Annotated in this window: 10 protein-coding genes and 1 pseudogene; 7 read left to right on the top strand and 4 right to left on the bottom strand. The window is 28.6% G+C overall.

The genetic code is table 11. From position 1 onward, the window contains the following. Positions 1 to 28 precede the first annotated feature (28 nt). From FGL08_RS09960 to FGL08_RS09945, 4 genes are all read left to right on the top strand, one after another. Positions 29 to 1,288 (top strand): M16 family metallopeptidase, encoded by a 1,260-nt coding sequence (locus FGL08_RS09960; RefSeq protein ID WP_138210646.1) that lies wholly within the window; start codon positions 29 to 31, stop codon positions 1,286 to 1,288. Continuing rightward, on the top strand, positions 1,281 to 1,916 hold the full coding sequence (recX, locus tag FGL08_RS09955) for a recombination regulator RecX (RefSeq protein ID WP_171012041.1): 636 nt from the start codon (positions 1,281 to 1,283) through the stop codon (positions 1,914 to 1,916). Before FGL08_RS09960 ends, recX begins: the two co-directional genes overlap by 8 nt. Then, complete coding sequence (locus tag FGL08_RS09950; protein WP_138210644.1) at positions 1,917 to 3,095, top strand: transglutaminase-like domain-containing protein; 1,179 nt, start codon at positions 1,917 to 1,919, stop codon at positions 3,093 to 3,095. Positions 3,096 to 3,161: 66 nt separating this feature from the next. Beyond that, the gene (locus FGL08_RS09945) at positions 3,162 to 4,115 is read left to right on the top strand and encodes a polysaccharide deacetylase family protein (protein WP_138210643.1); all 954 of its coding nucleotides are present in this window, start codon (positions 3,162 to 3,164) and stop codon (positions 4,113 to 4,115) included. Positions 4,116 to 4,171: 56 nt separating this feature from the next. Here FGL08_RS09945 and FGL08_RS09940 read toward each other — a convergent pair whose 3' ends face one another. From FGL08_RS09940 to FGL08_RS09930, 3 genes are all read right to left on the bottom strand, one after another. Next, entirely contained in the window at positions 4,172 to 4,522 is a 351-nt protein-coding gene (locus tag FGL08_RS09940; protein WP_138210642.1) for a tetratricopeptide repeat protein, read from the bottom strand. Positions 4,523 to 4,601: 79 nt separating this feature from the next. Continuing rightward, the gene (locus FGL08_RS09935; protein WP_138210641.1) at positions 4,602 to 5,393 is read right to left on the bottom strand and encodes an ABC transporter permease; all 792 of its coding nucleotides are present in this window, start codon (positions 5,391 to 5,393) and stop codon (positions 4,602 to 4,604) included. Continuing rightward, positions 5,386 to 6,120: an ABC transporter ATP-binding protein gene (locus FGL08_RS09930; protein WP_138211320.1), complete on the bottom strand. Its 735-nt coding sequence runs from the start codon at positions 6,118 to 6,120 to the stop codon at positions 5,386 to 5,388. The genes FGL08_RS09935 and FGL08_RS09930 overlap by 8 nt, the downstream gene beginning before the upstream one ends. Before the next feature lie 408 nt (positions 6,121 to 6,528). Between FGL08_RS09930 and FGL08_RS09925 the strand changes: the two genes are divergently transcribed. Next, positions 6,529 to 10,839, top strand: coding sequence for a 2-hydroxyacyl-CoA dehydratase (locus tag FGL08_RS09925; RefSeq protein ID WP_138210640.1), 4,311 nt, complete (start codon positions 6,529 to 6,531; stop codon positions 10,837 to 10,839). 100 nt (positions 10,840 to 10,939) lie between these two features. Here the strand turns inward: FGL08_RS09925 and FGL08_RS09920 are convergent, their stop codons facing one another. Continuing rightward, complete coding sequence (locus FGL08_RS09920) at positions 10,940 to 11,962, bottom strand: ABC transporter substrate-binding protein (protein ID WP_138210639.1); 1,023 nt, start codon at positions 11,960 to 11,962, stop codon at positions 10,940 to 10,942. A 471-nt stretch (positions 11,963 to 12,433) separates the two neighbouring features. On the opposite strand from FGL08_RS09920, the pseudogene FGL08_RS09915 reads away from it, so the two are divergent. Both FGL08_RS09915 and FGL08_RS13440 read left to right on the top strand, forming a co-directional pair. Beyond that, positions 12,434 to 13,255, top strand: a pseudogene (locus tag FGL08_RS09915) (C40 family peptidase); the annotation flags it as partial. Continuing rightward, positions 13,250 to 13,666 carry a peptidoglycan-binding domain-containing protein gene (locus tag FGL08_RS13440; protein WP_243118016.1) on the top strand — a complete coding sequence of 139 codons (417 nt, stop codon included), beginning with the start codon at positions 13,250 to 13,252 and terminating at the stop codon, positions 13,664 to 13,666. The pseudogene FGL08_RS09915 and the gene FGL08_RS13440, both read left to right, overlap by 6 nt. The last annotated feature ends 41 nt before the right edge of the window (positions 13,667 to 13,707 follow it).

The following is a 13,707-nucleotide window of genomic DNA, read 5'->3' as shown; positions in this document are numbered from 1 at the left end:
AGTGATATAAACTTAAAGGAGATTATAGATGCAGGACAAGGTATTTAATTCAGAAATTATAAAATTAGAAAATGGATTAACTATAGTAACTATAAAAAGAGATACAGGGTTAATTTCTATAAATTTAGGTGTAGGGGTTGGAGCAATAAACGAAACAAAAGAACAAAAGGGAATTAGCCACTTTATAGAGCATATGCTTTTTAAGGGAACTAGTATTAGGGATAATGAAGGGCTAAATAACGAGCTTGAGAATTTAGGTGGCGAATATAATGCTTACACAGATTATACTTGTACAGTGTACACCATTGATGCCTTAAAAGAGGAACTTGAAAATTCATTAGACTTACTTTCTGATATGTTGATAAATTCACAATTTAAAGAAAAAGAAATAGAGAAGGAAAGAGGTGTGATTTTATCAGAATTAAGAAGTAGTAAGGATGATATAGAGGAATTAAGCTTTAAAAGAGTAAAAGAATTAGCATTTTCTGAAAGTCCATTGAGAATTGATGTTCTAGGTACAGAGGAACATATAAAAAGTTTTAATAGAACAAAACTTATAAATTATTATAAGGATTATTACGTACCAAATAATTCTGTAATTTCAATAGTTTCATCATTTGAACATAATGAGGTACAAGCCTTAGTGAAAGAATATTTTTCTATTTGGGAAAATAAAACTATAAGTAAACCTCATATTAAAAGTGAAAATAACAAAAAAGTAACCTTCACATCTTATAAAAAGGATATAGAACAAAGTACTATAGTATATTTATATACATTTTATGGTTTAACTAAAGAAGAAGAATTAAGCTTAAGAGTTTTAAACCATAGATTTGGAGAGAGTTCAAATTCAATATTATTTAGGGAGCTTAGAGAGAAAAGGGGACTTGCATATGATATATATACTCATATGGACTGTTCAAACAATATAAAAACATTATATATATACACAGCTGTAGAAGAGGAAAATGTTGAAGATACTTTAAAATATATAGATGAGTCTATAAGTGATATTAAAAATGAACAAATTAAATTTGATAGTGATACATTAAATCTTATTAAGAAAGTTTTTAAAACATCTTTAATATCTACTGTAGAGAATGTACAAGAATTAGGCCATTATGCTTTGATACAGGTTATGGAAGATGAGAGTATTTATGAGTTCATGAATGATGTAAAAAGATTAGAAATGATAAAAAATGGCCATATTTATGATATAGCAAGAAGAATTTTAAAAGATCCAACTATACATATTTTAAAACCAGAAATGAGTGAAGAAGTTGAATAATATTATTACTAAAATTGAAGTTCAAAAGTTTAATAAAGAAAGGGTTAATATATATGTAGACGATGAATTCTTTATAGGTTGTAGCATGGAACTTATATATATAGAAGGAATAAAAAAAGGCGAGGTAGTTCATAAAGAAAAGTTACAAAGTATAATTACAGAAGATAATTTTATGAAGGCAAAAAGTAGAAGTCTTAGATACTTGGGCAAATCTCATAAGACTGAAAAAGAAGTAGTAGGTAAATTAAAAGAAGAAGGATATGAAATAAGTATAATCGATAGAACTATATGTTTTTTAAAAGAGTACGACTTTATAAATGACGAGAGATATGTGGAATTATTTGTTAAAGAAAAATTAAAAAAGTGGGGAGAAAATAGAATAAAGTATGAACTTTTAAGAAAAGGCATAGAAGAAAAGTTGGTATTAGATAAAATATATAGTATAGACTCTGAAGAAAAAAATAAAGTATTATATGAAGTTGCTTTAAAAAAATATAATTCTCTTATTAAAAGTGAAAATGATTCATTTAAGATTAATAGGAAATTAAATGATTATCTTTTAAGGAGAGGATATGGTTTTGATGAAATAAAATCCGTAATAAATAAAATAGTAAAAGCAGGTGACTAAATGATTATAGATCCAATATCTTTAATACTTATATTAGCATTTTTCTTACCAATTCTAAAAGGATTTTTAATGAGCTATAGATCAAATGATCAAAAAGATACTATAAATAAGTTGTTAAGTAGTATATCATTTACACTAGCTATTTTTATAGGTATAAAGTTTTTTAAAAGTATAGTATTAAAAAGTGATTTCATAAAGGGATTAGAACTAGATTGGCTTTTTAATAGTGAATTATTCAAATTTATAAATAAAAATCAGACAATGATGTATTTAGTAGTTATGCCTTTAATTGTATTTATAATATATATGATTTTAAAGTGGGTAGCTATAGGAATATTTTCAATAATACTTTATCCTATATTTGATATTATAGAAAAGTTTTCTAGGAATCGAAGTAGTATTTCAAGAAGGATTTTAGGAGCTATATTTAAAATTCCTAGGGCTATTGCATATATTATCATTATTTGTCTTATTTTTAATTACTTATCTACATTTAATTTATTAAAGGCTAAGATAGATTTAAATTCTTATTTAGAAAAGTCAGAGCTATACGATACCGTGTCTAAAAAGATCTTAGTTCCTATATCAAATTCTGACATAGCCAAAAATTTACCCAATATATTAAGTGATTCTTTTAAGATAGAAACCTCTGAGATAAAAAATACTATACCTACAAAAAGTAATAGTAATAAGAAAGTAATAGTATATTATAATGGTGTTACTTTGGAGGAAGCAATCAAATCTAATGAAGAAATAGATAATTTTAGTAAAAAGTTAACAGAAAATAAAGTGGGTAAATACAATAAGTCTTATGCTATATACTCTTGGATATCTTCAAATATAACATATGATTATGATAAAGCTAAGAGGATATTAAACAATGATTTTTCTAAAAAGTCTGGTGCTATTAGTAGTTTTTACTCTAAAGAGGGTATTTGTTTTGATTATTCAACCCTTTTTGTAGTCATGTGTAGAGCAAATAATATTAAAACAAGAATAATAACTGGAAAAGGATTTGATGGACGTAGCTGGGTAAATCATTCATGGAATCAGGTATATATTGAAGATAAGAAACAATGGATTAATGTTGATACTACTTTTGGAATAGGCGGAAAGTATTTTAATAATGAAAAATTTGATTTAGATCATAAAGAATCAAAAATAGCTGGGGAATGGTAATAAAATGTTCTAAAAAAGTTAAAAAGTGGTATAATGGTTAGTAAGAACTGTTTAGGGGGAATTTAAATGAAGTCAGAAAAAGAAAAGGAGAATATTAAAAATAAGAAAAAAAATTTAAATGAAAAAATAAAAAGACGAAATAAGCGTATGGACTTTTTTATATATTCCGGTTGTTTATTTGGTATATTCGCATTAGGTATATTTATAGGTTGTCAGCTTTTTAATATATCTACAGAAAGTCAAAAGGCTTATGCTAAAGTAAATGATATTAATAGTAAAAAAGAAGATTTAAAGATAGAAACCAATAAAGCATCTATTAGTACTAAAGCTTTAGAAACATTTAATTCTACTACTAATAAAAAACTTACTAAGGAAAATACGGTTAATTCTAATGTTGAAAATATAAAACCACAGAATAATGAGAAGTTTAAGGATGAAAAGATTTGTTATTTAACTTTTGATGATGGACCAACTAAAAATGTAACCCCAGAGATACTTAATATTTTAAAATCTAAGGATGTAAAAGCAACTTTTTTTGTTTTAGGTAAAATGGCTGAAGTGAATAGTGATTTAATATTAAGAGAAAAAAGGGAAGGCCATTTAGTTGCAAATCATACTTACTCTCATGATTATAAACATATTTATTCAAATCCAAATAATTTGCTTCAGGATTTTAAAAAGTGTCATAATGTTTTAAAAAAAATTTTAGGAGAGGAGCCTGCAAAGATAGTAAGATTTCCAGGTGGATCTTTTAATAAGGTTGAGTATCAAAAAAAGGTAAATAAAGAAGGGTTTCACTTTGTGGATTGGAACTGCTTAAATGGGGATGCGGAAGCCTTAAATATACCAGAGGAAAAGTTGTTTAATAAAGTTAAAAATACTATGGGTTCTCAAAAACACATTGTAGTTTTAATGCACGATTCAGGTACTAAGCAAACTACGGTAAGATCCTTAGAAAAGGTAATAGAACATATTAAATCACAAGGATATAAATTTAAAACTCTTGATGAAGCATTTTAGCATAGTAAAAGCTACTACATTTATAAAAAGAAGTAGTAGCTTTTCATTTATTAAAATTAATTTCTGTAATTTTCTAATATTAGTTTTATTGCTTTTTCACAGTCTTTGTCTTCATTGTTTATGCTCCAAGATAAATTAAAATAGTACAATGCTTTTTGGTTATTATTTAGCATTGCGTAACAATAGGCTAAGTTAAAAACATATTTACTATCTTTTTTAAAATTTATAGCATTTTTAAGAAAATCAATAGCTTTATAATAATTTTTCAATTTAATATGGCATACTGCTGTATTATAAAGAGAACTTGATTCATTTTCATTAGTTTTCAGAGCTTTCTCATACATGGTAATTGCCTTTTCGTACTCTTTGGCATTATAAAAATCATTAGCCTTTTTAAAGTAACTCATTTTATCCTCCTTATTCCATAGAAAGGTTTGTTATTTTAATAATGCCCATGTTGAGATAATTTAAACATTAATGTTAAATTTAAGCTCTAAATTTTTTTTCTATAAAAGATACAGTTTCATACATTAAATATGCTAGTATAGATAGAAGAATTACACTCATCATTACCATATCTAATTCAGATACTTGACCGCCATAGATAATTAAAAAACCTAATCCTTCTTTAGCTACGAGGAATTCACCCATAATAACTCCAACCCAAGATAAACCTACATTTATTTTCAAGGAAGATACTAATGTAGGAACAGAAGAGGGGATAATTAAATACTTTAAAATCTGAAATTTAGTAGCTCCAAAAGTTTTTAAAAGTTTAATTTTTTCTTTGTCTACATCATTAAAACCAGATAAAACTCCTATTATTGTAACTACAATGGAAATTAGGAGAGCAATTACAATAATCGCAGTTACTCCATTGCCTACCCAAAATATAATAATTGGGGCTAGAGCAACTTTGGGTAGGGCATTTAATACTACAAGGTAAGGATCTAATACCTCACATAAAAACTCAGACCACCATAAAACAATAGCTATGAATGTTCCTAAAATAGTACCTAATATAAAACCTAATATAGTTTCAAAACAAGTTATAAGCACATGATTTAATAAAGTGCCTTCATTGTAAATCTTTATGAAACTTTTAATCATCCTAGAAGGTGTACTTGTTAGGAAAGGATCTATCCAATTTAAATTTCCGGCAATTTCCCAAAGTCCAAAAATAAATATTAATAAAGATATCCTAGTTATTAAAACTTTTCTTTTTCTATTTTTAATTTTTCTTAAGTATTCCAAATGTTCTTCGCTATAGTTATTCATAACTGTTCAACTCCTTCCAAAATAAGTTAAAGTAGGTGCTGAAGTTAGGTGCTTCCCTTCGTTTTAAAGGGGTATTATATTTATTGTCAAATTTAATTTCAAGATTTTTATTTATAGTAGCCGGACGAGGAGTTAATAATATTAACCTGTCTGACATAGATATAGCTTCAGCTATATCATGGGTAACCATTATAGTTGTTTTATTTTCTCTTTTTATTATCTCATAAATTTCATCACTAATATTTAATCTAGTTTGATAATCAAGGGCAGAGAAGGGCTCATCTAATAATAGAACTTTAGGGTTTAAGGCTAATGTTCTAATTAAAGCTGCTCTTTGTCTCATACCACCAGAAAGTTCTGATGGAAAAAAATCTTTAAATCCCCATAAATCATATTTTTTTAATAGGTTGGTTATATAATCTACTGAACTATCATCTAATTTATTTTTAATTTTCAAACCTAAGCATACATTGTCCCATACAGTAAGCCAAGGAAATAGATGATCCTTCTGGAACATATAGCCTATGCTGTTTGTAGGTTTTTCTATTTTATTAGTACCTATATATACATTACCAGACGTAGGGTGAATAAGCCCGGATATAATATTTAAAACTGTTGATTTACCACATCCTGAAGGCCCTATTATACTTATGAATTCACCTTCATTTACTTTAAAATTAATGTTTTTTAGAGCTGAAGTTTCGCCTTTTAATGTATGATAAGTCATGGATATATTATCTATATTTACATTCAAATTATATCAACTCCTTTTGTATAGCAAAATGTAATGGTACGTTATTTATAAAATTAATCTATTAGAAATTATCATTAATTTTTTAACCATAAACACTCATACAATAAAATATGAGGGAGGGTCACATTTGGTTAACATTCAATAAATATTTATATACTAAGGATTAAGAGTATCAAATATTAATAAGAATTATTGTTATATAAATAGATAATTTAATATAAAAAACAAATATCATAATAAACATACAAATTAGTTTATTAATGATATTTGAAAAAAAATGTTTCAAACCTTATAATAATAGAAATATGGAGCAATTTTCAATATAAGGTTTATATAGTTATTATGTAACAAAATAATATTAAATGGAGAAGTGATAGTATTATGGATAAACTCTTAAGATTAGGACTAGATATAGGTTCTACTACGGTAAAGGTAGTACTACTAGGTAAGACTGGAAACGTTTTATATTCAAAATACCAACGTCATTTTTCAGATATTAAAAATTCTGTTAAAAATATATTAATTGGTTGCTATGATAGATTGGGCAATAAAAATTTAAAGGTGTGTATAACAGGTTCAGGTGGACTTTCAGTATCAAAATGGTTAGGGGTTCCTTTTGTACAAGAAGTAATTGCATGTACTGAAGCGATTGAGGAAAATCTAAAGGATGTAGATGTAGCTATAGAGTTAGGTGGAGAAGATGCAAAGATAACCTATATGAAAGATACTATAGAACAGAGGATGAATGGTACATGTGCAGGGGGAACAGGAGCATTTATAGATCAAATGGCAACACTTTTAAAAACTGACCCAAAAGGTCTTAATGAACTTGCTAAAAATTATAAGATTATATATCCCATTGCAGCAAGATGTGGTGTATTTGCTAAAACTGATATTCAACCACTTTTAAATGAGGGAGCAAGAAAAGAAGATATAGCAGTGTCTATATTTCAGGCTGTTGTAACTCAAACTATAAGTGGACTTGCTTGTGGGAGAGCTATTAAAGGTAATGTAGCTTTTCTTGGAGGACCTTTATTTTTTTTATCAGAACTTAGAAAAAGGTTTATAGATACCTTGGGTTTAAAAGAAGAGGAAGTTATTTTTCCAGAAAATTCTCAGTTATATGTAGCCCTTGGAGCTGCTTTAAGTGCGGAAAATAGTGAAGGCGTTTATCTAAAAGATTTATTAGATAGATTACATAATTTAAATGAATATGTATCCGAAAACATAAATTCACTTCCTCCACTATTTAATTCAGAAGAAGATTATTTAGAGTTTAAAAAAGAACATGAAAAAAACTGCATTAAAAGGAAGGACATTAAGGAATACGTAGGTAATGCATTTTTAGGGATAGATGCAGGGTCGACTACAACCAAAGCAGCACTAATATCTGAGAGTGGAGAACTTATGTATTCTTATTATAAAAGTAATGAGGGAAATCCTTTAAAGGCTACAATAAATATTTTAAAAGAAATTTACAGTATAATTCCTTCAAAAGTTAAAATTAAAAATTCTACTGTTACTGGATATGGCGAAGGTCTTATAAAAGAAGCTTTGAAGATAGATATGGGAGAAATAGAAACCGTAGCTCATTTTAAAGGGGCAAATTTCTTTTTGGAAGGTGTAGATTTTATTTTAGACATTGGTGGGCAAGATATGAAATGTCTAAAGATAAAAGATGGTGTTATACAAAGCATAATGCTTAATGAAGCATGTTCTTCAGGATGTGGGTCTTTTATAGAGAGTTTTGCAAAATCACTAGAAATATCCGTAGATGAATTTTCTAAGAAGGCCTTATTTAGTAAAAGACCTGTTGATTTAGGATCTAGATGTACAGTATTTATGAATTCTAAGGTAAAGCAAGCACAAAAAGAAGGTGCTACGGTGGAAGATATTTCAGCGGGACTTTCTTACTCTGTTATTAAAAATGCCATATATAAGGTAATAAAGCTTAGAGATTCAAGAGACATGGGAGAGAAGATTATAGTACAAGGTGGAACTTTTTATAATGATGCGGTTTTAAGAAGTTTTGAACTTATATCAGGGAGAAAAGTTGTAAGGCCAGATATATCAGGAATAATGGGGGCATTTGGTGCCGCTTTAATTGCAAGGGAAAGATGTAAAGAGGGATATGTAAGTACTCTAATAAATGAAAAAGAGCTAGGTGAATTTAAATCAAATACTACCATGAGAAGGTGTGGTCTTTGCCCAAATAACTGCCTTCTTACTATAAATAGTTTTAATGAAGGAGAATTTATAACAGGGAATAGATGTGAAAGACCTTTAAGGGGAGAAAAAACTAAAGAAGAGATACCAAATATGTTTAAGTATAAGTATAATAGGATATTTAAATATAAACCTTTAGATATAAAAGAAGCTAAAAGAGGTGTTATAGGTATACCAAGAGTTTTAAATATGTACGAGAATTATCCCTTTTGGTTTACCTTTTTTAGTAGTTTAGGATTTAGAGTTCAGCTTTCAAGTGGGTCATCTAAAAGGATATATGAAAAGGGTATGGATACTATACCTTCAGAATCAGCTTGTTATCCTGCAAAGTTAACTCACGGCCATATTATTGATTTAGTTCAAAAGGGAGTTAAGAATATATTCTACCCATGCATAGTATACGAACAAATTGAATATAAAAATGCTGATAATCACTATAATTGTCCTATTGTAACCTCATATGCAGAAGTGATAAAAAATAATATGGATGTTTTAAATGAAAAGGGAATAAAATTTATTAATCCTTTTTTAGCACTGTATAATAAACGAAAACTTAAACAATGTTTATATAATGCTTTTAAGGAGTTTGATATAAATAAACTTGAAATAAACTCAGCCATAGAAAAGGCTTTTGAAGAGGATAAAAGATTTAAGGAAGATATAAGGGCAAAAGGAAAAGATGTTTTAAAATATTTAAAAGAAAATAATAGAAAAGGAATAGTATTATGCGGACGTCCATATCATATTGATCCAGAAATTAACCATGGAATAGATAATTTAATAACAGCTTATGGTATGGCCGTATTAACAGAGGATTCTATAGCATATGAAGAGGCAATTAATGTACCTTTAAGAGTTGTGGACCAATGGATGTACCATTCAAGACTTTATAGAGCAGCAGCAGTAGTGGCTCAGAATTCAAACCTAGAATTAGTACAATTAAACTCTTTTGGGTGTGGACTTGATGCTGTAACTACAGATCAAGTGGAGGAGATATTAAAACTAAATGAAAAAATATATACTCTACTAAAAATAGATGAAGTTAATAATTTAGGGGCAGCGAGAATAAGAATTAGATCATTAAAAGCTGCTATTGATGAAAGAGAAAATAGAGTGGTTACTGGGAATAAAAGTGATAAAAATATTTCTTATGTTAAGAAGGTTAGTTTTACTAAGCAAATGAGAAAGAATCACACTATTTTATCACCGCAAATGTCGCCAATTCATTTTCAGTTTTTAGAGAACGCATTAAATTCTGAAGGATATAATGTTAAAGTATTACCTAAAGTGAGTGAAGAAGACATAGAAGAGGGATTAAAATATGTAAATAACGATGCCTGTTACCCTTCTATAATTACTATAGGACAAATAATGAATGCTTTAAAATCAGGTGAATATGATCTGAATAATACATCTGTAATAATATCTCAAACTGGTGGGGGATGTCGGGCAACTAACTATATAGCTTTTTTAAGAAAGGCTTTGAAAGACTCTGATATGGAGCATATACCAGTAATATCTTTAAATGCCTGTGGACTTGAAAGTAACCCAGGATTTAAATTTAGTTTTAATATGTTTAGAAAATCCTTAATGTCAATTTTATATGGTGATTTATTTATGAGAGTTCTTTATGCAACAAGACCATACGAGAAAATTAAGGGTTCAGCAGATAAGTTATATAAGGCGTGGGTTAAAAAATGTAAAGTTTCAGTTCAAAATGGAAACTTTAAAGAGTTTACAAAAAATATTTATAGGATAGTAGAAGAGTTTGATAATTTGGAGTTAAATGATTTAGTAAAACCTAAAGTAGGTATAGTGGGAGAAATATTAGTTAAATTTCATCCTGATGCAAATAATAATATAGTAGAAGTTATAGAAAATGAGGGGGGAGAGGCTATTATGCCTGATCTTATCGACTTTTTCTTATATTGTGTTTTTGATCAAGATTTTAAATATAAATATCTTGGGGGAAGTGCTATAAATAAAATAGGGAGTAGTATTGCTATAAAATATATAGAAATGTACAGAAAACCTATTAGAAAAGCACTTATACAGAGTACAAGATTTTCTCAACCAAGCAATATTAAAGAATTAGCTAGAGGAGCAAAGCCTATAATTTCTATGGGAAACCAGACAGGGGAAGGATGGTTCCTCACTGCTGAAATGGTAGAATTGATAGAAGGTGGTACTGAGAATATAGTTTGTGTACAACCTTTTGCTTGTCTTCCGAATCATGTAACGGGTAAAGGGGTTATAAAAGAACTAAAAAGAAGATATCCTAAAGCAAATATAGTTGCTGTAGATTATGATCCAGGTGCAAGTGAGGTAAATCAAATAAACCGTATAAAACTCATGTTATCAACAGCATTTAAAAACTTAGAGAGTAGTACAATAAACATAAATTTAAACGTAGATAAAAATGAAATAGAAGATGCTTATGGTGAAGCAGCATCAGCAAAAGAATAGTTTTACAAATAATAATTAGTAAAAAAGCACTAAGAATATAGGCTGAAGGCAGATTTGCATCAGATATATTATTAGTGCTTTTATTTTTTAATAGTTAGAATTAATTTTTCATTACTTTTTCAGCAAAAGAGTTATCCACAATTTTGTTAAAATCAGGCCTTTCTTTTATTAAATCTTTTTTATAATTTTCAATAATGTCCATTAGTCTATTTAATTCTTCTTCTTTTAAAACTGGATCTTTAGCAAAGGCATTTATTTGTTTATAACTTTTTATAGAATTTACCAGAATTTCTTTATCAGCAGAAGGAAAAAAGGATTGTATGGATTTTATAATTTCTGCATCTGAGTGTTCATATATCCATTTTTGACCTTGATAAATTGCTCTTGTGAAAGACTCTATAGTTTTAGGGTTTTTTTCTAAATAAGATTTAGTGCCGAAGAATGAAGTGTACGGAATATTTCCTGCCAATTCACCAATAGAAGCTACTACATAACCAGAATTATCTTTTTTTAACATACTAGCAGTAGGTTCGAATAAGGTTGCATAGTCTTCATTACCACTTTTAAATGCACCAGCAGTTGCATGGAAAGCTATATTAGTAATTACATCTACATCTTTACCTGGGGTTAATCCTTTCTGCTTAAGTACATATTCAAAGGTCATTTCAGGCATCCCACCAGGTCTTCCGCCAATTACTTTTTTCCCTTTTAGATTATCCCACTTAAAATTCTTATCCTCTTTTCTTCCAACTAAAAAAGAACCATCTTTTTGTGTTAGACCAGAGAATATTACAGGGTGATCTTCTCTTTTTTGGTTATATATATAAATGACTTGTTCAGGTCCACATAAACCTATGTCAGATCCCTTACTTAAAACTTGCTGCATAGTTTTATCAGCACCTTGCCCTGTAAATAAGTTTATTTTTAGTCCTTGTTTTTCAAATAAACCTTCATTTATAGCCACATACATCGGAGCATAGAAAATAGAACGCGCAACTTCATTGACTTTTACTTCCGTAAGTTTATTTTTAGATGAGTTTTTATTTCCGCAAGATGTAACTGAAATACTTAATATAAGTATTAAAAAGGAAGATAACATTCTCTTAAAATATTTTTTACTCATAAACCTATAAGCCTCCTTTACTTAAAATTTTGATAAAATATCAAGTTTCGTTTAGCAATTTATAATATGTTAATTATTATATAAATGTTAATTTATATAATTGTATTATTAGTAATTGTTCTTATTGGGTAGAAAAGGTAGTTACTTTTTCTATAGCATTTCTTAATGTTTGTATATACCTATATAGATTAGAAAAGTTGATAAAATTTATTTCACTACACTATATAGATTGTATACGATGTTTCTACTGGATTTAGGGCATGATTTACATATTTTAAGGGAACCGATGCTAATTTAATATGGAGTTCCATAGAATATATTCTGAATCTTGTTTAAGTAGGTATGGCAGAGGAATACAAGAACATAGGATAAGGTTGGATTCTTATATTGTAAAATTTTATATATGTAAAAAGGAATTTCCTTTTAGGTATAGAATTATATTATATACCAATTAATAAAGGAGATGGGATTATGAAGAAAAAAACAAGGGTATTAAGTGTACTTATGGCTCTACTCTTAGTTCTAGGTTCGTCACTATTTAATATAGTTCAAGCAGCGACTGGGCAAGATGTAGTTAGTTATGCAAAAAAGTTTATGGGAACTCCTTATGTGTGGGGGGGAACAACTCCAAAAGGCTTTGATTGTTCAGGATTTGTTCAATATGTATATAGAAATTCAGCAGGAATAGAATTACCAAGATCAACTTATGATCAAATTAACGTTGGAACTGCGGTATCACAAAATGATTTACAGCCAGGGGATTTAGTATTCCCACATACAGGTCATGTGGGTATATATGTTGGAAATGGACAAATGATACACTCACCTAAGACAGGGGATGTAGTTAAAATAAGCTCTGTTTATAAATTTTATGCAGGGAGAAGAATAAAAGGAATATCTTCTAACAACTATACAAAGGATTTTATTGCATCAGTACAAAAGAATTTAGCAAAATGTAGCTTTTACTCTGGAGCAGCAACAGGAGTTATAGATCAAAAAACAAAAGAATCTATTAGTCATTTTAGAAGTACAATGGGATTACCAGTTAATAATACCTTAGATAATTCAGTTGTTACTGCTTTAAATCAAATTGTTGGTAAACCACACTTAGCAGTTAATACAGATCTTAAATATGCTACAAGATTTATACAATGGTGGCTTGGTTCTACTAGAGATGGAGTATACAGCAATAAAACTAAAGAAGAAGTGCGTCAATGGCAAATTAAAGCTGGAATATGGAGTGCTGCAGGTGCAGATGGTGTTATAAGAGAAAAGGATTGGAATAAAATATTAAAAACAGTAGATCCAAGTGGATACACAACAGATTTTATTGCATCCGTTCAAAGAGACTTAATAAAATGTAGTTTTTATTCTGGAGAGGTAACAGGAACTATAGATCAAAAAACAAAAGAATCTATTAGTCATTTTAGAAGTACAATGGGATTACCAGTTAATAATACTTTAGATGATTCAGTTGTTACTGCTTTAAACCAAATTGTTAGTAAACCACACTTAGCAGTTAATACAGATCTTAAATATGCTACAAGATTTATACAATGGTGGCTTGGTTCTACTAGAGATGGAGTATATAGCAATAAAACTAAAGAAGAAGTACGTCAATGGCAAATTAAAGCAGGAATATGGAGTGCTGCAGGTGCAGATGGCGTTATAAGAGAAAAAGATTGGAATAAAATATTAAAATAACGGGTATATAGTTCTAGTATGTGAGAACCATTTTAGGTTGT

The sequence above is a fragment of the Hathewaya histolytica genome (assembly GCF_901482605.1).
In the GTDB taxonomy this organism is placed as follows: domain Bacteria; phylum Bacillota; class Clostridia; order Clostridiales; family Clostridiaceae; genus Hathewaya; species Hathewaya histolytica.
This window is presented reverse-complemented; position numbering and strand designations above follow the sequence as displayed.

Excerpts from the sequence above, each read along its gene's own strand:
- FGL08_RS09960 (WP_138210646.1), top strand. The coding sequence starts at position 29 with ATGCAGGACAAGGTATTTAATTCAGAAATTATAAAATTAGAAAATGGA.
- FGL08_RS09925 (WP_138210640.1), top strand. The coding sequence starts at position 6,529 with ATGGATAAACTCTTAAGATTAGGACTAGATATAGGTTCTACTACGGTA.
- FGL08_RS09950 (WP_138210644.1), top strand. The coding sequence starts at position 1,917 with ATGATTATAGATCCAATATCTTTAATACTTATATTAGCATTTTTCTTA.
- FGL08_RS09945 (WP_138210643.1), top strand. The coding sequence starts at position 3,162 with ATGAAGTCAGAAAAAGAAAAGGAGAATATTAAAAATAAGAAAAAAAAT.
- FGL08_RS09920 (WP_138210639.1), bottom strand. The coding sequence starts at position 11,962 with ATGAGTAAAAAATATTTTAAGAGAATGTTATCTTCCTTTTTAATACTT.
- FGL08_RS09930 (WP_138211320.1), bottom strand. The coding sequence starts at position 6,120 with ATGACTTATCATACATTAAAAGGCGAAACTTCAGCTCTAAAAAACATT.
- FGL08_RS09940 (WP_138210642.1), bottom strand. The coding sequence starts at position 4,522 with ATGAGTTACTTTAAAAAGGCTAATGATTTTTATAATGCCAAAGAGTAC.
- FGL08_RS09935 (WP_138210641.1), bottom strand. The coding sequence starts at position 5,393 with ATGAATAACTATAGCGAAGAACATTTGGAATACTTAAGAAAAATTAAA.